This window comes from Halovulum sp. GXIMD14794 (assembly GCF_054457455.1).
Genome location: NZ_JBTLNF010000003.1, coordinates 137,313 through 157,945 on the forward strand (window position 1 = coordinate 137,313; position 20,633 = coordinate 157,945).

The window sequence follows — 20,633 nt, forward strand, 5'->3', positions numbered from 1 at the left end:
CTCAAAGGGAAGCTATCGTGCAGATCATCGTCAAACCCGCCCTTGTCGCCGGCCTTCTTGCCGTTGCCGCATGCGGTGACACGTTCCAGGAACAGGCGCTCATCGGCGCCGGTGCCGGCGGCGCGACCGCGGTCGTCATGGACAAGGATGTCGCCACCGGTGCACTTCTGGGCGCAGCGGGGAACGTCGCCTATTGCAACGCCTATCCGGCTCAGTGCCGCTGAAACGCCTGCTGGTGATACACTGACGGCGGGCCCGCCTGCCGTTACCTTCGGGACCGCCTGCGTCTCGCCTCTTCGCGACAACCAGACAACGACACGACCCTGCCGCCCCACGGGCGGCGGGGCGCATACCCATGCGCGCGCGGCTTCGCCGCTCGGGCAGGGCGAGGGAAGGGACACCTGAGAATGTTCGACAAGATCCTGATCGCCAACCGGGGCGAGATTGCCTGCCGCGTCATCAAGACCGCCCGGCGCATGGGCATCAAGACGGTGGCTGTTTACTCGGACGCCGACCGCGACGCGCTGCATGTGAAGATGGCCGACGAGGCGGTGCACATCGGCCCGCCCCCAGCCTCCGAAAGCTACATCGTGATCGAAAAGATCATGGATGCGATCCGCCAGACCGGTGCGCAGGCCGTGCATCCGGGGTATGGTTTCTTGTCCGAGCGTGCAGAATTCGCCGAGGCGCTTGCGAAAGAAGGCGTCGCCTTCATCGGCCCGCCCGTCGGCGCGATCGAGGCGATGGGCGACAAGATCACCTCGAAGAAGTTGGCGGCCGAGGCGGGTGTCTCAACCGTGCCCGGCTACATGGGCCTGATCGCCGATGCCGACGAGGCTGTGAAGATCGCCGGAGAGATCGGCTACCCGGTCATGATCAAGGCCAGCGCGGGCGGTGGCGGCAAGGGGATGCGCATCGCCTGGAACGAGGCTGAGACCCGCGAGGGCTTCCAGTCCTCGAAGAACGAGGCGAAGTCCAGTTTCGGTGACGACCGCATCTTCATCGAGAAGTTCGTCACCTCTCCGCGCCATATCGAGATCCAGGTGCTGGGCGACCAGCACGGCAACTGCATCTACCTGGGAGAGCGGGAATGCTCGATCCAGCGCCGGAACCAGAAGGTGATCGAAGAGGCGCCAAGCCCGTTCCTCGACGAGGCCACCCGCAAGGCGATGGGCGAGCAGGCCGTGGCGCTGTCGAAGGCGGTGGACTACTGCAGCGCCGGGACCGTCGAGTTTATCGTGGACGGTGAGCGCAATTTCTACTTCCTCGAGATGAACACCCGCCTTCAGGTCGAACATCCGGTAACGGAGCTAATCACCGGCATCGATCTGGTCGAGCAGATGATCCGCGTCGCCGCTGGCGAACCGCTGGCGCTGAAGCAGGCTGACGTGCGGCTCGACGGCTGGGCGTTGGAAAGCCGGCTCTATGCCGAGGATCCGTACCGGAACTTCCTGCCCTCGATCGGGCGGCTGACCCGTTATCGCCCGCCCGCCGAAGTCACGCGCCGGGTGCGCAACGACACCGGGGTCTACGAGGGCGGTGAGATCTCGATGTACTACGACCCGATGATCGCCAAGCTCTGCACCTGGGGCCAGGACCGGGCCGAGGCGCTTGAGGAGATGCGCGTCGCGCTCGACACGTTCGAGGTCGAGGGGATCGGTCACAACCTGCCGTTCCTTTCGGCGGTGATGGATCATCCACGTTTCGTCTCGGGCGAGATGACCACCGGCTTCATTGCCGAGGAGTTTCCCGACGGTTTCGACGGCGTGACCCTCGCCGGGGGCGCGCTGCACCGGATCGCCGCGCTGGCCGCCCGCATGTGGGAAATCGTCAGTACCCGCGCGACGCAGATCAGCGGGCAGCTTTCCACCGCCGACCCGCAGGCGGAGCGCGAACTGGTCGTGCTGATCGGCGGCGAACAGCACCCCGTGCGCCTGAACGGCGAGGGGGCGGTCTATTTCGGCGATGTCTCGATCGACGTCGAGGCGCTGGACTGGACCCCCGGCGCAACGCTGGCCCGGGCCGAGGTCGGCGGCGTTCCGATCGCGGTCAAGGTCGACCGGCGCACGGACGGGTTCCGCATCCGGTATCGCGGCGCCGATCTGGTGGTGAAGGTCTACACGCCACGGCAGGCCGAACTGGCCGCGCTGATGCCAGAGAAGCTGCCGCCCGACACCTCCAAGATGCTGCTCTGCCCGATGCCGGGCCTCGTGGTCAACCTTGCCGTGGGAGAGGGCGACGAGGTGCAGGAAGGGCAAGCGCTCTGCACCGTCGAAGCGATGAAGATGGAGAACGTGCTGCGCGCCGAGCGCAAGGGAACGGTCGCGAAGATCCACGTCGAGGCTGGGCAGAGCCTTTCCGTCGATGAGATCATCATGGAGTTCGACTAGGGAGAGGGCGTGGAGGTCAGGTTGCATATCGGCGCGCATCGCACGGGAACGACCCGGCTCCAGCAGGAGCTGGGGCGCCGCGCCGCGCATCTTGCGACCCGTGGCATCGCCGCGCATTGGGCCGAGGGTCTTCGCCCCGATAGCGACCCGCTGTTCCCTCTTTTGGCCGGGGCCGGTTCCCTGGGCCGCCGCTGGCCGACCGAGACCGTGCGCCGCCTGCGCGACGCCCGCAATGCGGCGGAGGCTTCCGGGCGACGGCTGGTCGTATCCGAGGAGAACTACGCCGGCAGTATCGAGGCGATGGTGCGCAGCGGGGTGATCTACCCGCGCATCCGCCAGCGCCTGGCGATGCTCGCCCCCGCGATGGCCGGGGACAAGGTCGTGCTGCTGTTCTCGATCCGCAGCTACGGCGGGTTCTTCGCCTCGCTCTACGCGCAGCAGGTCCGCCGCCAGCCGATGCCGCCATTCGAGACGCTGAAACCGGGGATGCTGGCGCTCAAACGCCGGTGGCCGCAGGTGCTGTCCGATGCCGCCGCCGCGATCCCCGGCGCCGAGCTTCTGGTCTGGCCTTTCGAGGACATGCCCGGCCGCGGCATCGAGGCTCTGCGCCAGGTTCTGGGCGAGCGCCGGATCGTCGCGGTGAACGAGGATATGCCCGCCGTGCTGCCCTCGGCCACCGCCCCGGCAATCGAGATCCTGAACCGGATGACCGCGCCCGAGGAGTTGAAACGGGACGCCCGCCGCGCGGTGATCCTCGCCCACCCGCGCCCCGAGCATCCGCCTTTCGACCCCTGGACCGCGGCCGAGCGCGCGCATCTCGATGCCGACTATGCCGAGGATCTGGAAAAGCTGCGTGTCAGCCCGCCCGCACATCTGCGAATGATCTCGCTGGACGCCGAGGCTTCCGACACAGCGGAGGCTCGCCATGCGTAGCGTTTGTCAGCCGCCGGTGTTCCCGCCGCCGCCCTGGCTCTCGATCTCCTGCCGGCGCAGCGGCAGGCGGTCGATCAGTCGCAACACCTCGCGCGCCGTGATGGGAGTCGGCTTGCGGTACTTGATCTCGCCGTCCTTGCCGACGACCAGCACGACGAAATCCCGTGGCCGGTACGTCTGCCGAAGCTCGGACCGCGCGGTGGGGTCGGTGTCGACCAGGATGACCACGTCCCGCTCCTCCAGCGCCTCGCGGCTGCGTTCCAGGTTTGCAAGCTGCGTCTCGACCCGAGGATCGGCTGGCGAGTCGGCAAAGACGATGATCGGCCGCGCCACCCATTTCAGATCGTCCGGGGATGGGAGCACCACGTCTGTCGCGGTCGCGACTGTGGCGCTCAGGAACCAGGCGACAAGGGGCAGGGCACGTATCGTCATGGGCGGGTCCTCCTTCAACCAAGGTAAGCGCTTGGGCGCGGTTTGCGAGAGCATTTGCTGTCGCGGGGGCGACGACATCCGTTTTTTCAAGGAATTGGGGGCGTTGCGATGACCGATCTGCCTGCGACCGAGCGCGCAGCGACGCCAGCAGACAGCACTGGCGCTCTTGCGACCGCGCTGATCACGGCGCTGGCGATCTTCGTGCTTTACCAGTTGCTGGCGACCATGCGCGCCGGCGAGTTCACCTACCCGCTCGACGACGTTTACATCCACCTCGCGATCGCCGAGAACATTGCGGCGGGCGGCTATGGCGTAAACCCGGGCGAAATCACTTCCGCCGGATCCTCACTGCTCTATCCGTTTCTGCTGACCCCGTTCGCCGGAACCGGTTTGCAGGTCTATGTCCCGCTGTTCTGGAATGCCCTGTTCGTGATAGCCGGGGCCGCCCTCTGGGGGTTGGTCGTCGGCGAGGCGCGGCTTGACCGGTCGATGTCCCGCCTCATGGCCGTCCTCGGGGTGATAGGCTTGAACATCTCGGGCGCGGGGTTCGTGGGGATGGAGAACGCCGGTCATCTCGCCGCGACACTTGCGGTGCTGCTCGGTGTCGTGCGCTTCCTCGACACCGGTCGCATCGGCTGGATCCTGATCGCCGGCGTCGTGATCGGCCCGCTGCTGCGCTACGAGGCGCTGGCCCCGTCGATGGTCGCCGTGGGCCTTCTGGCCATCCACGGTCGCTGGAGGCCCGCACTGGCACTGGCGGCCGGAGCGACTGTTCCTTTGGTCTTGTTCGCGGGTTTTCTCGTTTCGAACGGCCTTTATCCCCTGCCGAACTCGGTCATTGCCAAGATGGGCGGCGGGCAGGTCGACGAACTACCGATCGACAACCGACTGCTGCTGAAGCTGGCGATTGCCATGATCCTCGTACCCGGCTGGGCCCTCATCCTGCTTGTGGTTGGCGGGCTCGTCACTGCCGCGGCGTGCGGAATGCGTCGCTGGGCGCTTGGCGGCTGGCTGGCATTGTCGGCGGCAGGCATTTGCGCTGCACATCTCGTCTTGGGGACAGTCGACCGCATTGGGCGCTACGAGGTCTACGCCATAGCCTTCGGCATGGGCGCGTTCCTGGTCGTCGCGGGCCGTCCGCCCGCGAGGCCCGGTAGATACGCCGTGCTTGCAGTTGCAATTGGCCTCGGCACGCTCTCGGCCTGGTATCAGTATTACCTAAGCGGCTGGGGGCTCTGGAGTCCGCAGGCCATTCGACTTCAGCAGGGCGAAATGGGCCGTTTCGCGAAAGAGGTCTGGAAGGCACCAGTCGCTGTCAACGACCTCGGCATGGTTTCCTGGCAGAACCCTTCCTACGTGCTCGATCTCTGGGGCCTCGCTTCTTCCGCGGCACTCGAAAAGATGCGCGAGGATCCAGTGCAGCCCGGTTGGGGCGGCGAGTTGGCCGAGCGCTATGGCGCGGACATGGCGATGCTCTATGCCGACAGGCTGGACCATGTCATTCCGGACGACTGGATCGTGATGGGAGAGCTGCGCCTCGATCGCCCCTGGGGATACGTCGCCGGTCCGGATGTAACTTTCTATGCCACCAGACCCGAGGCGGTAGAGCCTCTCCGCGAGGCGCTGGCCACGTTCGTGCCCGGCCTGCCAAGCGGTGCCGTCTGGACCCCCGCCAACGAGTGATGGAGAGCGACATGACCGCGAACATCGACGACTGGACCGCCCTTGCCGAGCGCGAGCTCAAGGGCCGCGACCCGAAGGACCTGACCTGGCACACGGTCGAGGGCATCGCCGTGAAGCCGGTCTACACCGAGGCCGACCTGTCAGGCGTGCCCCATCTTGGCACCATTCCCGGACAGGCGCCCTTCTTGCGCGGGCCCCGCGCGACCATGTACGCCGGGCGGCCCTGGACGATCCGCCAGTACGCGGGGTTCTCGACTGCCGAGGAATCCAACGCCTTCTACCGCAAGGCGCTGGCGGCGGGGCAGCAGGGTGTCTCGGTCGCCTTCGATTTGGCAACGCACCGGGGCTATGACAGCGACCACCCGCGCGTCGTGGGCGATGTCGGCAAGGCGGGTGTCGCAATCGACAGCGTCGAGGACATGAAGATCCTCTTCGACGGCATCCCGCTGGGCGAGGTCTCGGTCTCGATGACCATGAACGGCGCTGTGATCCCGGTGCTCGCCAGCTTCATCGTCGCAGGCGAAGAGCAAGGCGTGCCGCGCGAAAAACTCTCGGGGACCATCCAGAACGACATCCTCAAGGAGTTCATGGTTCGCAACACCTACATCTATCCGCCCGAGCCCTCGATGCGGATCGTCGCCGACATCATCGCCTATACGGCCGAGCAGATGCCGCGGTTCAACTCGATCTCGATCTCCGGCTACCACATGCAGGAGGCCGGGGCGACGCTGGTGCAGGAACTGGCCTATACGCTGGCCGACGGGCGCGAATATGTCCGCGCCGCCATCGCGCGGGGCATGGACGTGGACGCGTTCGCCGGGCGGCTGTCGTTCTTCTTCGCCATCGGCATGAACTTCTTCATGGAGGCCGCCAAGCTGCGCGCCGCCCGGCTGCTGTGGTCGCGGATCATGGACGAGTTCGAGCCGAAGAAGCCACAGTCGAAGATGCTGCGGACCCACTGCCAGACGTCGGGCGTGTCGTTGCAGGAGCAGGACCCTTACAACAACATCGTCCGCACCGCCTACGAGGCGATGGCCGCGGCGCTGGGCGGCACCCAGTCGCTGCACACCAACAGCTTCGACGAGGCGATCGGCCTGCCGACCGAGTTCTCGGCCCGCATCGCGCGCAATACCCAGCTGATTTTGCAGAACGAGACCGGGATCACCAATGTCGTCGATCCGCTGGCCGGAAGCTACTATGTCGAGGCGCTCACAGACCAGTTGGCTGCGGAGGCGTGGAAGCTGATCGAAGAGGTCGAGAGCCTCGGCGGCATGACCAAGGCGGTTGCGTCCGGCATGCCCAAGCTACGGATCGAAGAGGCGGCGGCGAAGCGTCAGGCGGCGATCGACCGGGGTGATGAGGTGATCGTCGGCGTGAACAAGTTCCGGCTCGAGCAGGAAGAGCCGATCGACGTTCTGGATATCGACAACGACAAGGTCCGCGAGGCACAGGTCGCGCGGCTGGCCCGCATCCGGCAAAGCCGCGATGCAGCGGCGTGCGAGGGCGCCCTTGCGGCGCTTGAGCAGGCCGCTTCCTCCGGCACCGGCAACCTTCTCGAACTGGCCGTCGAGGCCGCCCGTGCGCGGGCCAGCGTAGGAGAGATCTCCATGGCGATGGAAAAGGCGTTCGGCCGGCACCGGGCGGAGGTGAAAACGCTCGCGGGCGTCTACGGCGCCGCCTACGAGGGCGACGAGGGCTTCGCGCAGATCCAGAAGGACGTCGAGGCCTTCGCCGACGAGACTGGTCGCCGCCCGCGCATGCTGGTGGTCAAGATGGGCCAGGACGGCCACGACCGCGGCGCGAAGGTGATTGCAACGGCCTTTGCCGACATCGGCTTCGACGTCGACGTCGGCCCGCTGTTCCAGACTCCCGAAGAAGCCGCGCAGGACGCCATCGACAACGATGTACACGTCGTCGGTATCTCGTCTCAGGCCGCCGGTCATCGGACGCTTGCGCCGAAACTGGTGCAGGCGCTCAAGGACCAGGGCGCGGGCGATATCCTGGTGATCTGCGGCGGCGTGATCCCGCAACAGGACTACGGCTTCCTCAAGGACGCGGGCGTGCGGGCGATCTTCGGGCCCGGTACCAATATTCCTGCGGCCGCGCGCGAGATCCTCGACATGATCCGCGCGGCGCGCCCGCAGGCGGCGGAGTAGGCGCATGAAGACCGCGATCATCGGTGCGGGCGGCATCGGCGGCTATCTTGGCGCCAAGCTGCTGGGCGTGGACCGGCCGGTGATGCTCATCGCCCGCGGGGCGCACCTGCAAGCGATCCGCGAGCAGGGCTTGCGCCTGATCGAGCCGCAGGGCGAGGTGACCGTGCGCCCCGAGATCACCGACGATCCCGCGCAGGCGGGCAAGGCCGACCTGGTGATCCTTGCGGTGAAGGGCCAGGACCTGCCCGACGCGATCGAAGCCGCGCGCCCGATGGTACACGAGGGCACCCGCGTGCTGCCGTTCCAGAACGGCGTCGAGGCCGCTGGCATGGTCGCCGAGGCCTATGGCGCCGACGCCGCGCTGATCGGCGTCGCCCGGATCTTCGCCAACATCACTGCGCCCGGCGTCGTCACCCGGTATGGCGACCTTCGCAGCTTCACCATCGGCGACGCGCAGGGCCGACAGGACGATCCGTTCGTCGCCGAGCTTCGCGCGGTGCTCGCCGGGGCAGGGGTCGAAGTGCCCGAGGTTGCCGACGTACGCGTCGACCAGTGGACCAAGTTCCTGATGTTCAACGCGCTCAGCAGCCTCACCGCGGCGGCGCGCACCCGCATGGGCACGATCCAACAGACGCCCGAGCTGTGGGCCATGGCCGAGGGCCTCGTCGCGGAGACCGCCGCCGTCGCCCGCGCGCGCGGCGTACCTATTCCCGAGGGGACGGAAGCGAAGGTCATCAAGGCCATCGCCCGGATGCCCGGCGATGCCCGCGCCTCCACCGCACATGACCTCGAGCAGGGCAAGCCGCTGGAAATCGACTGGATCTGCGGCGCGGTCGCGCGGCTGGGGCAGGCCTCGGGCGTGGACACGCCGCTCAGCCGCGCCTGCCACGCGATCCTCTCGCCCTGGAAAGACGGAAGGCCTGCCGCATGAGCGCGCCGCTGCATTGCTTCCACGCGACCTTGCGTCAAGCAATCGCTGGCGCCCGGCGCCGGAATATCGCAGGTAACGGGGTGATGACCGCCCGATCCGATTTGAGGACGACCCCGTGACCGATCGCAAGACCGACCCGTTCGTGCAGGCCGCGCTGCACTACCACCGCCACCCGCGCCCCGGGAAGCTGGAGATCCGCGCCACCAAGCCGCTGGCCAACGGCCGCGACCTGGCCCGTGCCTATTCCCCCGGCGTGGCAGAGGCCTGCATCGAGATCCGCGAGGACGCCTCGACGGTGTCGGACTACACCGCCCGGGGCAACCTTGTCGCGGTGGTCACCAACGGCTCGGCGGTGCTGGGGCTGGGCAATATCGGCGCGCTGGCCTCCAAGCCTGTGATGGAGGGCAAGGCGGTCCTCTTCAAGAAATTCGCCAATGTCGACTGTTTCGATATCGAGGTGAACGAGAGCGACCCCGAGAAGCTGGCCGATATCGTCGCCAGTCTCGAGCCGACCTTCGGTGCGATCAACCTCGAGGACATCAAGGCCCCCGACTGCTTCATCGTCGAGGAGCTGTGCCGCAAGAAGATGAACATCCCCGTCTTCCATGACGACCAGCACGGTACCGCCATCGTCGTTGGCGCGGCGGCGATAAACGCGCTGCGTGTCGCGGGCAAGAAGATCGAGGATATCAAGATCGTTTCGACCGGCGGCGGCGCGGCGGGGATCGCTTGCCTCAACATGCTGATGAGCTTGGGCGCGAAGCGCGAGAACATCTGGCTGTGCGACATTCACGGGCTGGTGCACGAGGGCCGGACCGAGGACATGACGCCCCAGAAGGCCGCCTTCGCGCAAGTCAGCGAACTGCGCACCCTCGATGAGGCGATCGACGGCGCCGACCTGTTTCTGGGCCTCTCGGGGCCGAACGTGCTGAAGCCCGAGATGGTCGCGAAAATGTCTTCGCGCCCGATCATCTTCGCGCTCGCCAATCCCAACCCCGAGATCATGCCCGAGGCCGCCCGCGAGGTGGCCCCCGACGCGATCATCGCGACCGGCCGCTCGGACTATCCGAACCAGGTCAACAACGTCCTGTGTTTCCCGTTCATCTTCCGCGGCGCGCTGGACGTCGGCGCGACCGAGATCAACGAGGAAATGAAGGTCGCCTGCGTTGAGGGCATCGCCGCGCTGGCGCGCGCGTCCTCGTCGGCCGAGGCCGCCGCCGCCTACCAGGGCGAGAAGTTGGTGTTCGGTGCGGACTACCTGATCCCCAAGCCTTTCGATCCGCGCCTGCTGGCCATCGTCGCCTCGTCCGTGGCGCAGGCTGCTATGGCGTCGGGTGTCGCGACCAAGCCGCTCGGGGATATCGAGGAATACAAGCAGCAGCTCGACCAGTCGGTGTTCCGTTCGGCGATGATGATGCGCCGGGTGTTCGAGGCGGCGCGAAACTCCGAACGGCGGATCGTGTTCGCCGAGGGCGAAGACGAGCGCGTTCTGCATGCTGCCCACGCGATGATCGAGGAAACCGTGGACAAGCCGATCCTGATCGGCCGTCCCGAGGTGGTCGAGACCCGGCTGGAGCGTCTGGGCCTGCCGATCCGTCCCGGTGCCGATTTCGAGATCGTGAACCCCGAGAACGACCCGCGCTATCGCGACTACTGGGAGACCTATCACGGTCTTATGGCCCGGCGCGGCGTGACCCCGGACCTGGCCAAGGCGATCATCCGCACCAACACCACCGCGATCGGCGCGGTGATGGTCCACCGTGGCGAGGCCGACAGCCTGATCTGTGGCACTTTCGGTCAGTATCTGTGGCACCTGAAATACGTCTCCGAGGTTCTGGGGACCGACCATCTGCATCCGATCGGCGCGCTGTCGCTGATGATCCTCGAGCGCGGCCCGCTGTTCATCGCCGACACGCAGGTGCACCCCGAACCCACCGCCGAGCAGATCGCCGAGACGACCATCGCCGCCGCGCGCCATGTGCGCCGCTTCGGCCTGGAGCCCTCGATTGCGCTCTGCTCGCACTCGCAGTTCGGCAACCTCGACACCGACAGCGGGCGGCGGATGCGCGGCGCGCTGGAGATCCTCGACAGCCAGCCCCGCGATTTCGCCTACGAGGGCGAGATGCACTCGGATGCGGCGCTCGACCCGGACCTGCGTGAGCGGATCTTCCCCGGCGGGCGGATCCAGGGGCCGGCCAACGTGCTGATCTTCGCGAACACCGATGCAAGCTCGGGCGTGCGCAACATCCTGAAGTCGGCCGCAGGCGGGCTGGAGGTGGGGCCGATCCTGATGGGGATGGGCAACCGCGCCCATATCGTAACCCCTTCGATCACCGCGCGGGGGCTGCTCAACATCTCGGCATTGGCGGGAACGCCCGTGGCGCACTACGGATAGGGGATGCGATGACAGGCGGCGCGGTTCAGGCAAATTCCGGGGCTTTGTCCCCTGCCTGTGCGCCGCCGCACGGCCTGCTCGGACCGCGCGACGGCGCCGGTCGCTACGGGTTATTCGGCCTTCGGTTTCGGGCCCGGTTTCCCGGTTTTCTTGCCCGCGGGCTTCTTGTCGCCCATGGCTTTCGCATCCTCTGTGACAGGTGCGGCGGGATGCCGCACCTGAGCACATCAGGTACGCCGATCCGCCTGCAATGCAAGCGGAATCGGACGGGGCGTCTGCGCCCCCTCGGCGCGCTGCCGCCGATCCCGGCCCGCGGGTCGCAATCAATCAGAATGCTGAAAGATGGGAGAACGGAATGGGCTACAAGGAGACCTATGCCGCCTGGAAGGCGGACCCCGAGGCCTACTGGATGGAGGCCGCCGAGGCGATCGACTGGGTAAAGAAGCCCAGCCGCGCGCTCGATGACAGCGACGCCCCAATCTATCGCTGGTATGCCGACGGGCAGATGAACACCTGTTTCAACGCGGTGGACCGGCATGTCGAGGTCGGGCGCGGCGATGACGTGGCGATCATCTGGGACAGCCCGATGACGGGGCTGAAGCGCAAGATCACCTTTGCCGAGCTTCAGGAGCAGACCGCGCGTCTTGGCGGGGCCCTGCAGGCCAGGGGCGTCGGCAAGGGCGACCGGGTCATCATCTACATGCCTATGGTCCCCGAGGCGCTGGTCGCGATGCTGGCCTGCGCGCGGATCGGGGCGGTCCACTCGGTCGTCTTCGGCGGTTTCGCGGCGCACGAGCTGGCGGTGCGGATCGACGATGCGACGCCGAAGGCGGTGATCGCCGGGTCGTGCGGGCTGGAGCCGGGGCGGGTCGTGGAGTACAAGCCGCTGCTCGACGAGGCGATACGCCAGTCCACGCACGATCCCGATTTCTGTGTCATCCTGCAACGCCCCGAGGCCGAAGCCGCGCTGGAGCCCGGGCGCGACTTCGAGTGGGAGGCGTTCCAGAAGGACGCCGCCCCGGCGGAATGCGTGCCGGTGGGCGGGGCCGATCCGCTGTACATCCTCTATACCTCGGGGACCACCGGACAGCCGAAGGGCGTGGTGCGGCCCAATGCGGGCCATGCCGTCGCGCTGCACTGGACGATGAAGAACATCTACAACGTCGAGCCGGGCGACGTGTTCTGGGCGGCCTCGGACGTGGGCTGGGTCGTGGGGCACAGCTACATCTGCTATGCGCCGCTGATCTATGGCTGCACGACCGTGGTGTTCGAGGGCAAGCCCGTCGGCACGCCCGATGCGGGCACCTTCTGGCGTGTGATCTCGGAGCACGACGTGCGGGTGCTTTTCACCGCGCCGACGGCGTTCCGGGCGATCAAGCGCGTCGATCCCAAGGGCGAGTTCGTGGGCAAGTACGATCTTGGCCGGTTCAAGACGCTGTACCTGGCCGGAGAGCGGGCCGATCCGGACACGATCCAGTGGGCGCAGCGGCTGTTGAACGTGCCGGTGATCGATCATTGGTGGCAGACCGAAACCGGCTACACCATCGCCGGGAACCCGGTCGGGCTGGAACTGCTGCCGGTTAAGATCGGCTCGCCCACGGTGCCGATGCCGGGCTACGAGATCCACGTGCTGGGCGATGACGGTCACGAGGTGAAACCCGGAGAACTGGGCGCGATCGCGATCAAGCTGCCGCTGCCTCCGGGCACGCTGGGCGGGCTGTGGAATGCCGAGGAGCGGTTCAAGAGTTCGTACCTGAACCACTTCCCCGGCTACTACGAGACCGGGGATGCCGGGATGATGGACGAGGACGGTTACCTCTGGATCATGGCCCGCACCGACGATGTCATCAACGTGGCCGGGCACCGGCTGTCGACCGGCGCTATGGAGGAGGTTCTGGCAGGCCTGCCAGACGTTGCCGAATGCGCCGTCATCGGGGTCGCGGACCAGCTGAAGGGGCAGGTCCCAATGGGCTTTCTCTGTGTCAGCGCCGGGGTCGACCGGCCTCATGATGACATCGTGAAAGAGGCCGTCCGCCAGGTCCGCGAGCAGATCGGACCGGTGGCCGCCTTCAAGCTGGCGGTTGTCGTGGACCGGCTGCCGAAGACCCGCTCGGGGAAGATCCTGCGTGCGACCATGGCCAAGATTGCCGATGGAGAGGCCTGGAAGATGCCCGCGACGATCGACGATCCGGTGATCCTGGACGAGATCACCGAGGCGCTTAAGGGCCTCGGCTACGCCAAGGAGACGACGGGGGACTAGGCCCCTCGCAAGCGGGCATTTCACGGTGAAAATCCCGGATTTCACCGTGAAAACCCCTTTAACCCACTGATCTAAAAGGAATGTTAAGTGTTGATGGTTCGTTAACACCGAAAATGCGCGCCGCAAGACGTGAACCAAACACCCGCTTTAAGTGTTAATCTGGGAAACCGGATGCGCGACTGAGGGGGGAGTCATGCTGCGCTTCGACCACACGGATCGGGTGATCCACGCGGTGCTGGAAGGGACCGTTACCCGCGACGACCTGCTACCCTTCTACGAGACATTGAACGCGGCGCTCGATGACGGTGGCCGCCTGGGGTTGGTGATCGATTTTGCCGGGCTGTCGGACATGACTGCCGATGCCATCGTCGAGGATGCCCGGCGCGAGCTGGCCTTGCTGCCCCGCTTGCGGCGCATTCCGCGTGTCGCGGTAATCAGCAACAAGGAGTTCATGGCCGCGCTGGTGCGCTGGACCGATCCGCTGGTGCCGACGACCGAGCTGCGGGTGTTCGCCTCGGGCGAGGACGACCTGGCCCGCGCCTGGGTGGCGCAGGCACCGCAACTGGCTCAAGCGCCGCGCCGCCGCGACGGGTTGCGCGAAATCCCGACGGACGAGGCCGACGTAGTCGCCTTCGAGATCGACGGGCCGTTCGATGGCAATACGCTCGATCCCATCATCGCGCGGATCGACGCGCTGGTGGACCGGGGCACGGGGTTCGACATGCTGGCGCGGGTAAAGCGTTTCGAGGGATTCGACCCGCGGCTGCTGACCCGCTCGGGGCTGTTCTCGATGAAGGTGAACGCGATCCGGCATCTTGACCGGTACGCCATCGTGACGGACGCCCGTTGGTTGCGGACCATGGCGCGGGCGGTCGCGGACGTCATGCCGATGGAGGTGCGCGTCTTCACCCTGGAACAGGAGCCCGAGGCCTGGGCCTGGCTGCGCTGCCGGGCGGCCCGCGAGACGGGCTGAGGGCCGCTCGCGCAGGACTCATGAAAGCGTGACAGCCGGGTCCGGAAACCGGTGCTATCGTCTTCCCGAGGTCTACGAGGGAGGACGATGTGAAACGGTTGATGTTTGCGGCGGCACTGGCGCTGGCCCCCGGCGGGGCGTTTGCGGCGCAGGGCGAGCGGGTCACTGTGACCGGCGAGGCGATAGACACCTGGTGCTATTTCTCGGGCGTGATGGGCGGGCCGGACGCGGTCGTGGGCTCGGCGCATCACACCTGCGCGCTCTGGTGCTCGGCGGGGGGCATCCCGGTGGGGCTGCTGGCCGAGGACGGCACCGTTTACATGGTGCTGAAGATCGAGGGCGACGATGCCTCGAACGGCGGCGACACGCAGCTGCACGTGGCAAGCCATGTGCTGACCGCCGACGGGATGCTCTACCAGCGCGACGGGATCAACTATCTGGTGGTTGAGGAAGTCACCGCCGACGAGGATATCCTGAAGCTGACGCACGAGGATTTCGGCGTCGTTCCCGGCTTTGCCATCCCGGATCCGGAATGAGGGGTAATGCGATGAAATACCTTGCTTTTGCTTTTTCTCTGATGGCCGTTCCGGTGGCCGCACAGGATTTCTCGGAAGGCTCCGAGGCGAAGGAATGGGGGCTCTACGGCGAGTCCAAGGCGCGGTTCGCCGCCACGGTGGTCGATCCGCTGTGCGAACTGGCCGGGGAGTGTGCCGACAATTGCGGCGACGGGCGTCGGCAGTTGGCGCTGCTGCGCGAGGCCGACAATGTGATGGTGCTGCCGCTGAAGAACGGTCAGCCGGTGTTCTCGGGCGCCGCGAACGAGCTGGCGCCGTTCTGCGGGCAGGCGGTCGAGGTCGACGGGCTGCTGATCACCGACGAGGAGCTTGGCGCGCAGAACGTCTACCTGGTGCAGATGATCCGCGCCGCCGGCTCGGACGAGTGGACCCCCGCGAACCGGTGGACCAAGGATTGGGCCGAGGCGAACCCGGATGCGGCGGGCGAGGGCCCGTGGTTCCGGCGCGATCCACGCGTGCTGGCCGAGATCGAGAAGGAAGGCTGGCTGGGTCTTGGCGCCGAGGCGGACGCCGCCTTCCTGGAGGAGTGGTTCCAGTGATCCGCGCTGCCTTTCTGGCCTGTGCGCTGGCGGTGCCTGCCGCCGCGCATGACGGGGTGGAGCATGGCTCGGCCGGGGAAGCGGCAGCGCATCTGGCCGCCAGCGCGCCGATCGATGCGGGCCTGCCGTTCTTCGCCGACATCGGCGGCGCGTTCGCCTTGACCGACCAGACCGGGGCTACGCGGACGCAGGCCGATCCGGACGGGCGAATGCAGCTGCTGTTCTTCGGCTATGCGAACTGCCAGGCGATCTGTTCGGTCGCGCTGCCGCTGATGGGGCAGGTCGCCTCGGATCTGGAAGCCGAGGGGCTGGCGGTGACGCCGGTGATGGTGACGGTCGATCCCGCCCGCGACACGGTCGCGGCGATCGGGGCGCCTTTGGTCCAGCATCACCCGCGCTTCGTCGGGCTGACCGGGACCGAGGCCGAGCTGGCCGTCGCCTGGGACGCCTTCAAGGTCGAGCACAAGGTGGTGTTCGAGGACCCGGAGTACGGCCCGATCTTCGCGCATGGCAGCCATGTCTACCTGCTGGATCCGCAGGGCGAGGTGCTGACGCTGCTGCCCCCGATCCTCAGCGAGGCGCGGGTTGCCGAGATCGTGCGGGCTTATGCCGCCGATTGAGTCGCAGCGTGACGTGAGCGTAATGCGGCCGCCCGCCCCTTGCATGAGCGGGGGGCGGCGGCGATAGTCGGTCGAAGCGTTCAGCAGGGACCGATTTTTCATGGATTTGTTCGAGACCGCCCGCGCGGCGCGCGAGAATGCCTATGCGCCCTATTCGGGCTTCAAGGTGGGGGCGGCGCTGCGCTCGACAGGTGGGACCGTTTTCTCCGGCTGCAATGTCGAGAATGTCGCCTATCCCGAGGGCACCTGCGCCGAGGCCGGGGCGATTGCCGCGATGATCGTGGCGGGCGAGAGCCGGATTGCCGAGGTGCTGGTGATCGCCGACAGCCCCGAGCCGATCCAGCCCTGCGGCGGCTGCCGACAGAAGCTGGCCGAGTTCGCCGATCCGGGCGTCGTGGTCACGCTGGCCGGGCTTGACGGCCCGCGCGGCAGCACCACCGTCGGGGAACTGCTGCCCGGCGCCTTCACTAAGATACATCTGGAATGACCCCATGTCCGAAGACGAACTGAAACAGGCCGCCGCCCGCGCGCTGGCGTGCCTCGATCTGACCAATCTCAACGACGACTGCACCGCCGAGGATGTGCGCGCGCTGTGCCGCCGCGCGATGACCCCGCACGGGCCGGTCGCTGCCGTCTGCATCTGGCCGCAGTTCGTGACCGTCGCGCGCGAGGCGTTGGGCGGCTCGGGCGTGCGGATCGCCACCGTGGTGGCCTTTCCGGGCGGCGACGACGAGACGTCCGAGGTTCTGAAGATGACCGCCCAGGCGGTCGCGGACGGCGCGGACGAGATCGACATGGTGATCCCCTACAAGTCGCTGATGGAGGGGCATCCGCAGATGGTCGCCTCGGCCGTGGCGCGGGTGAAGGACGCGGCCGGCGGGGCGCTGGTGAAGGCGATCCTGGAAACCGGCGTTCTGGGCGATGCCGAACTGATCCGGGAAGCCTCGGAATGCGCGATCGAGGGCGGTGCGGACTTCATCAAGACCTCGACCGGCAAGGTGCCGATCAACGCGACGCCCGAGGCCGCCCGCGTGATGCTGGAGGTGATCGCCAAGGCCGATCCCTCGGTTGGCCTGAAGCCCGCGGGCGGGGTGAAGTCGACGCAGGATGCCGCTGTCTACCTGGATCTCTGCGACGAGATCATGGGCGAGGACTGGGCGACGCCCGGTCATTTCCGCATCGGCGCGTCCTCGGTGCTGACGGCGCTGCTGGCGACGCTGGACGGCGAGGAACCGGCGGACGTGGGCGGAGGCTATTGATGCTGGCGGCGGAACTGATCGGCAAGAAACGCGACGGCAAGCGGCTGACGGATGAGGAACTGCGCTTCGTCGTCAAGGGGATCACCGACGACAGCCTTTCGGAAGGGCAGGTCGCGGCCTTTGCCATGGCGGTCTATTTCAACGGCATGACCGATGCCGAGCGGGTCGGTTTCACCGAAGCGATGCGTGACAGCGGCACTGTGCTGAAATGGGACCTGCCCGGGCCGGTGGTGGACAAGCATTCGACCGGCGGCGTCGGAGACAACACCTCGCTGATGCTGGCGCCCGCGCTGGCGGCCTGCGGGGCTTATGTACCGATGATTTCCGGGCGGGGGCTGGGTCATACCGGAGGAACGCTCGACAAGTTCGACTCGATCCCCGGGTACAAGACGCAGCCCGACGTGGACCTGCTGCGCAAGGTCACGAAGGAAGTCGGCTGCGCGATCATCGGTCAGACGCCGGATATCGCGCCCGCCGACCGGCGGCTGTATGCTATCCGTGACGTGACCGCGACGGTGGAAAGCATCGACCTGATCACCGCCTCGATCCTGTCGAAGAAGCTGGCCGCAGGGCTGGAGGCGCTGGTGCTGGACGTCAAGACCGGCACGGGCGCGTTCATGTCGAAGAAGAAGGACGCCGAGGCGCTGGCGCGCGCGCTGGTCGACGTGGCGAACGGCGCCGGGTGCAAGACCTCGGCTCTGATCACCGACATGAACGAGCCGCTGGCAAGCGTTGCCGGAAACGCGCTGGAGGTCGCCTGCGCCATCGAGTTCCTGAAGGGCGACGAGATCGACAGCCGCCTGTGGGATGTGGTCGTGGCGCTGGGCGCGGGGGCGTTGGTCTCGGCGGGTCTGGCCAAGGACGACGCCGAGGGCGAGGCGAAGATGCAGGACGTGCTGCAATCGGGCAAGGCGGCCGAGGTGTTCGGGCGCATGGTCCACGCGCTGGGCGGGCCGCCGGACATCCTGGAGGATTTCCACACCCATCTGCCGGACGCGAAGGTGATCGAGGAGGTCTATGCCCCGACCGAGGGCTTCGTGACCGCCATCGACACCCGCGCCGTCGGCTGGACCGTTGTGGAACTGGGCGGCGGCCGGAAGAAGGCGACCGACAGCATCAACCCGCGCGTCGGGCTGGACTGGCTTGCAGGGCTGGGCCGCCGGGTCGATGCCGAGACGCCGATCGCGCGTATTCATGCCGCCTCGGCCGACGATGTCGAGGTGGCGCGCAAGCGGCTGGTCGAGGCCTACAAGATCGGCGACGTGCCCGGCGACGAGACGCCCCTGATCGTGAAGAAGATCCGATGAGCCGCGCGATCATCTGCGTGCTCGATTCCGTCGGCTGCGGCGGTGCGCCGGATGCCGAAGCGTTCGGCGACGCGGGCGCGAACACGCTTGGTCATATCGCCGAGGCCTGCGCGGCGGGCCGCGCCGACGAGGGGCGCGCGGGGCCCTTGCAGATGCCGAACCTCGACGCGCTGGGGTTGGGGCGGGCGATCACGCTGGCCTCGGGGCTGGAGGCTCCGGGGCTTGGCGCCGAGCCGAAGGGCCGCTGGGGGGCGGCGACCGAGGTGTCTCAAGGCAAGGACACGCCCTCGGGGCATTGGGAACTGGCCGGCGTGCCGGTGCCTTTCGACTGGCACTATTTCCCACAAGAGGTGCCGACCTTCCCGAAGGATGTGACAGATGCGCTGATCGAACGCGGTGAGTTGCCGGGGATCCTTGGCGACACGCACGCAAGCGGCATGCCGATCATCCGTGAACTGGGACAGGAGCATATCCGTACCGGCAGGCCGATCTGCTACACTTCGGCCGACAGCGTTTTCCAGATCGCCGCGCACGAGGAGCATTTCGGGCTGGAGCGTCTGCTGAAGCTTTGCGAAATCGCCGCCGAGATCGTCCACCCGATGAAGGTCGGGCGGGTCATCGCGCGGCCTTTCGTCGGCGAGACCCCCGACGATTTCAAGCGCACCGCGAACCGGCGCGACTATGCCATCGCGCCGCCCGAGCCGACGATCTGCGACCGGGTGACCGCGGCGGGCGGCACGGTCTGGGGGATCGGCAAGATCCGCGACATCTTTGCCGGGCAGGGGATCGGCAAGGTGCTCAAGGCCAAGGACGACATGGGCCTGTTCGACCGCACGCTCGAGGCGATGGACCGTGCAGCACCCGGCGACCTGGTCTTCGCGAACTATGTCGAGTTCGACTCGCTCTATGGCCATCCGCGCGACGTGGCGGGCTATGCGCGGCACCTGGAGGCGTTCGACGCCCGTGTGCCCGAATTGTTGGGCAAGCTGCGGGCGGGCGATCTGCTGATCTTCACCGCCGATCACGGCAACGATCCGACCTGGACCGGCACCGACCACACGCGCGAGCGGGTGCCCGTGCTGATGGCCGGTGTCGCGCCCGGAGAGATCGGGCTCTGCGGCTTTGCGGATGTCGCCGAAAGCGTCGCGGCGCACCTGGGGCTGGCCCCCGGCAAGCATGGAAGGAGCGTCCTGTGAGCGTCGAGGATCTGCCGAAGGTCGAACTGCACCTGCATCTCGAAGGGGCAGCGCCGCCCGATTTCATCCGCCTGCTGGCGGGCGAGCAAGGTGTCACGCTGAACGGGGTATTCGACGACAAGGGCCAGTACCAGTGGGCCGATTTCGCCGAGTTCCTGGAATGCTATCACAAGGCCTGCGAGGTGCTGACCGGGCCAGACGAGTTTCGCCGCCTGGTCGAGGCGGTGCTGGCGAAATCCGCCCATGATGGCGTGGTTTACACCGAGATCTTCATCGCGCCTCACATTTGCGGGGGGGCCGATCGCGGGGCGTGGTTCGAATATCTCGACGCGATCTACGAGGGCGCGGCCTCGGCGAAGCGGGCGCACGGGATCGAGGCGCGGTTCCTCTCGACCTGCATCCGCAACCTCGGGCCGGACGAGGCGCGCGTCGCGGCGGAGCTGTCGGCCGAGGTGGCTGGGCCGATGCTGACCGGTTTCGGGATGGGCGGCGAGGAGCGCTATCTGAGCGCCGCCGATTTCGCCCCCGCTTTCGACATAGCGCGCGAGGCGGGGCTGGGCATCACCAGCCATGCCGGCGAGATCTGCGGCGCGGACAGCGTGCGCGAGACGCTGGACCACCTCAAGCCCGCGCGCATCGGACATGGCGTGCGCTCCATCGAGGATCCGGCGCTGGTCGCGCGGCTGGCCGAGGAGGGCGTGGTGCTGGAGGTGAACCCTGGATCGAACATCGCGCTGGCGGTGTTCCCGGACTGGGCCGATCATTCGATCGACCGGCTGCGGCAGGCAGGGGTGAAGGTCACGGTCTCGACCGACGATCCGCCCTATTTTCACACCGATATGCGTCACGAGTACCGGATGCTTGCAAAGACCTTCGGATGGGGCGAAGAGGTGTTCCGAAACCTGAACCTGACCGCGATCGACGCTGCGTTCTGCGACGAGCCGACCCGCGCCGCGGTCCGCGCCCGGCTGAAAGGGGCCTGAC

Annotated in this window: 18 protein-coding genes; 17 read left to right on the plus strand and 1 reads right to left on the minus strand. The window is 67.1% G+C overall.

Annotation, left to right across the window (positions count from 1 at the left end; translation table 11 throughout):
* The first annotated feature begins 17 nt into the window (after positions 1 to 17).
* From ACW9UR_RS03045 to ACW9UR_RS03055, 3 genes are all read left to right on the plus strand, one after another.
* Positions 18 to 224, plus strand: a complete 207-nt coding sequence (locus ACW9UR_RS03045) for a hypothetical protein (RefSeq protein WP_458915431.1) — start codon at positions 18 to 20, stop codon at positions 222 to 224.
* A gap of 183 nt (positions 225 to 407) precedes the next feature.
* Positions 408 to 2,390, plus strand: a complete 1,983-nt coding sequence (locus tag ACW9UR_RS03050; RefSeq protein WP_458915432.1) for an acetyl-CoA carboxylase biotin carboxylase subunit — start codon at positions 408 to 410, stop codon at positions 2,388 to 2,390.
* A 9-nt stretch (positions 2,391 to 2,399) separates the two neighbouring features.
* Positions 2,400 to 3,323: a hypothetical protein gene (locus tag ACW9UR_RS03055; protein ID WP_458915433.1), complete on the plus strand. Its 924-nt coding sequence runs from the start codon at positions 2,400 to 2,402 to the stop codon at positions 3,321 to 3,323.
* Between the two features lie 6 nt (positions 3,324 to 3,329).
* Here the strand turns inward: ACW9UR_RS03055 and ACW9UR_RS03060 are convergent, their stop codons facing one another.
* A complete protein-coding gene (locus ACW9UR_RS03060; RefSeq protein ID WP_458915434.1) occupies positions 3,330 to 3,755 on the minus strand; it encodes a DUF4174 domain-containing protein in 426 nt (141 codons plus the stop codon).
* Positions 3,756 to 3,863: 108 nt separating this feature from the next.
* Here ACW9UR_RS03060 and ACW9UR_RS03065 point away from each other — a divergent pair, with 108 nt between their 5' ends.
* The 14 genes from ACW9UR_RS03065 (at position 3,864) to ACW9UR_RS03130 (ending at position 20,632) form a co-directional block, all read left to right on the plus strand.
* A complete protein-coding gene (locus ACW9UR_RS03065) occupies positions 3,864 to 5,438 on the plus strand; it encodes a hypothetical protein (protein WP_458915435.1) in 1,575 nt (524 codons plus the stop codon).
* Between the two features lie 11 nt (positions 5,439 to 5,449).
* Positions 5,450 to 7,594 carry a methylmalonyl-CoA mutase gene (scpA, locus tag ACW9UR_RS03070; RefSeq protein ID WP_458915436.1) on the plus strand — a complete coding sequence of 715 codons (2,145 nt, stop codon included), beginning with the start codon at positions 5,450 to 5,452 and terminating at the stop codon, positions 7,592 to 7,594.
* 4 nt (positions 7,595 to 7,598) lie between these two features.
* Complete coding sequence (locus ACW9UR_RS03075) at positions 7,599 to 8,525, plus strand: ketopantoate reductase family protein (RefSeq protein ID WP_458915437.1); 927 nt, start codon at positions 7,599 to 7,601, stop codon at positions 8,523 to 8,525.
* A 115-nt stretch (positions 8,526 to 8,640) separates the two neighbouring features.
* Positions 8,641 to 10,920 (plus strand): NADP-dependent malic enzyme, encoded by a 2,280-nt coding sequence (locus tag ACW9UR_RS03080; protein ID WP_458915438.1) that lies wholly within the window; start codon positions 8,641 to 8,643, stop codon positions 10,918 to 10,920.
* A 355-nt stretch (positions 10,921 to 11,275) separates the two neighbouring features.
* A complete protein-coding gene (locus tag ACW9UR_RS03085) occupies positions 11,276 to 13,180 on the plus strand; it encodes a propionyl-CoA synthetase (RefSeq protein ID WP_458915439.1) in 1,905 nt (634 codons plus the stop codon).
* 193 nt (positions 13,181 to 13,373) lie between these two features.
* Positions 13,374 to 14,153 carry a SpoIIAA family protein gene (locus ACW9UR_RS03090; protein WP_458915440.1) on the plus strand — a complete coding sequence of 260 codons (780 nt, stop codon included), beginning with the start codon at positions 13,374 to 13,376 and terminating at the stop codon, positions 14,151 to 14,153.
* An 89-nt stretch (positions 14,154 to 14,242) separates the two neighbouring features.
* On the plus strand, positions 14,243 to 14,689 hold the full coding sequence (locus tag ACW9UR_RS03095; protein WP_458915441.1) for a hypothetical protein: 447 nt from the start codon (positions 14,243 to 14,245) through the stop codon (positions 14,687 to 14,689).
* Positions 14,690 to 14,700: 11 nt separating this feature from the next.
* Entirely contained in the window at positions 14,701 to 15,267 is a 567-nt protein-coding gene (locus tag ACW9UR_RS03100; protein ID WP_458915442.1) for a hypothetical protein, read from the plus strand.
* Positions 15,264 to 15,887 (plus strand): SCO family protein, encoded by a 624-nt coding sequence (locus tag ACW9UR_RS03105; protein WP_458915443.1) that lies wholly within the window; start codon positions 15,264 to 15,266, stop codon positions 15,885 to 15,887. The genes ACW9UR_RS03100 and ACW9UR_RS03105 overlap by 4 nt, the downstream gene beginning before the upstream one ends.
* Before the next feature lie 100 nt (positions 15,888 to 15,987).
* The gene (locus ACW9UR_RS03110) at positions 15,988 to 16,374 is read left to right on the plus strand and encodes a cytidine deaminase (protein WP_458915444.1); all 387 of its coding nucleotides are present in this window, start codon (positions 15,988 to 15,990) and stop codon (positions 16,372 to 16,374) included.
* 4 nt (positions 16,375 to 16,378) lie between these two features.
* On the plus strand, positions 16,379 to 17,146 hold the full coding sequence (gene deoC / locus ACW9UR_RS03115) for a deoxyribose-phosphate aldolase (protein ID WP_458915445.1): 768 nt from the start codon (positions 16,379 to 16,381) through the stop codon (positions 17,144 to 17,146).
* Positions 17,146 to 18,453 carry a thymidine phosphorylase gene (gene deoA, locus ACW9UR_RS03120; protein WP_458915446.1) on the plus strand — a complete coding sequence of 436 codons (1,308 nt, stop codon included), beginning with the start codon at positions 17,146 to 17,148 and terminating at the stop codon, positions 18,451 to 18,453. The genes deoC and deoA overlap by 1 nt, the downstream gene beginning before the upstream one ends.
* Entirely contained in the window at positions 18,450 to 19,649 is a 1,200-nt protein-coding gene (locus tag ACW9UR_RS03125) for a phosphopentomutase (RefSeq protein WP_458915447.1), read from the plus strand. The genes deoA and ACW9UR_RS03125 overlap by 4 nt, the downstream gene beginning before the upstream one ends.
* Positions 19,646 to 20,632, plus strand: a complete 987-nt coding sequence (locus ACW9UR_RS03130; protein WP_458915448.1) for an adenosine deaminase — start codon at positions 19,646 to 19,648, stop codon at positions 20,630 to 20,632. The genes ACW9UR_RS03125 and ACW9UR_RS03130 overlap by 4 nt, the downstream gene beginning before the upstream one ends.
* Position 20,633 lies beyond the last annotated feature (1 nt).

Bases quoted from the DNA above. Each gene is read 5' to 3' on its own strand.
- ACW9UR_RS03050 (WP_458915432.1), top strand. From the start codon at position 408: ATGTTCGACAAGATCCTGATCGCCAACCGGGGCGAGATTGCCTGCCGC.
- ACW9UR_RS03060 (WP_458915434.1), bottom strand. From the start codon at position 3,755: ATGACGATACGTGCCCTGCCCCTTGTCGCCTGGTTCCTGAGCGCCACA.
- ACW9UR_RS03065 (WP_458915435.1), top strand. From the start codon at position 3,864: ATGACCGATCTGCCTGCGACCGAGCGCGCAGCGACGCCAGCAGACAGC.
- scpA (WP_458915436.1), top strand. From the start codon at position 5,450: ATGACCGCGAACATCGACGACTGGACCGCCCTTGCCGAGCGCGAGCTC.
- ACW9UR_RS03075 (WP_458915437.1), top strand. From the start codon at position 7,599: ATGAAGACCGCGATCATCGGTGCGGGCGGCATCGGCGGCTATCTTGGC.
- ACW9UR_RS03085 (WP_458915439.1), top strand. From the start codon at position 11,276: ATGGGCTACAAGGAGACCTATGCCGCCTGGAAGGCGGACCCCGAGGCC.
- ACW9UR_RS03090 (WP_458915440.1), top strand. From the start codon at position 13,374: ATGCTGCGCTTCGACCACACGGATCGGGTGATCCACGCGGTGCTGGAA.
- ACW9UR_RS03100 (WP_458915442.1), top strand. From the start codon at position 14,701: ATGAAATACCTTGCTTTTGCTTTTTCTCTGATGGCCGTTCCGGTGGCC.
- ACW9UR_RS03110 (WP_458915444.1), top strand. From the start codon at position 15,988: ATGGATTTGTTCGAGACCGCCCGCGCGGCGCGCGAGAATGCCTATGCG.
- deoC (WP_458915445.1), top strand. From the start codon at position 16,379: ATGTCCGAAGACGAACTGAAACAGGCCGCCGCCCGCGCGCTGGCGTGC.
- deoA (WP_458915446.1), top strand. From the start codon at position 17,146: ATGCTGGCGGCGGAACTGATCGGCAAGAAACGCGACGGCAAGCGGCTG.
- ACW9UR_RS03125 (WP_458915447.1), top strand. From the start codon at position 18,450: ATGAGCCGCGCGATCATCTGCGTGCTCGATTCCGTCGGCTGCGGCGGT.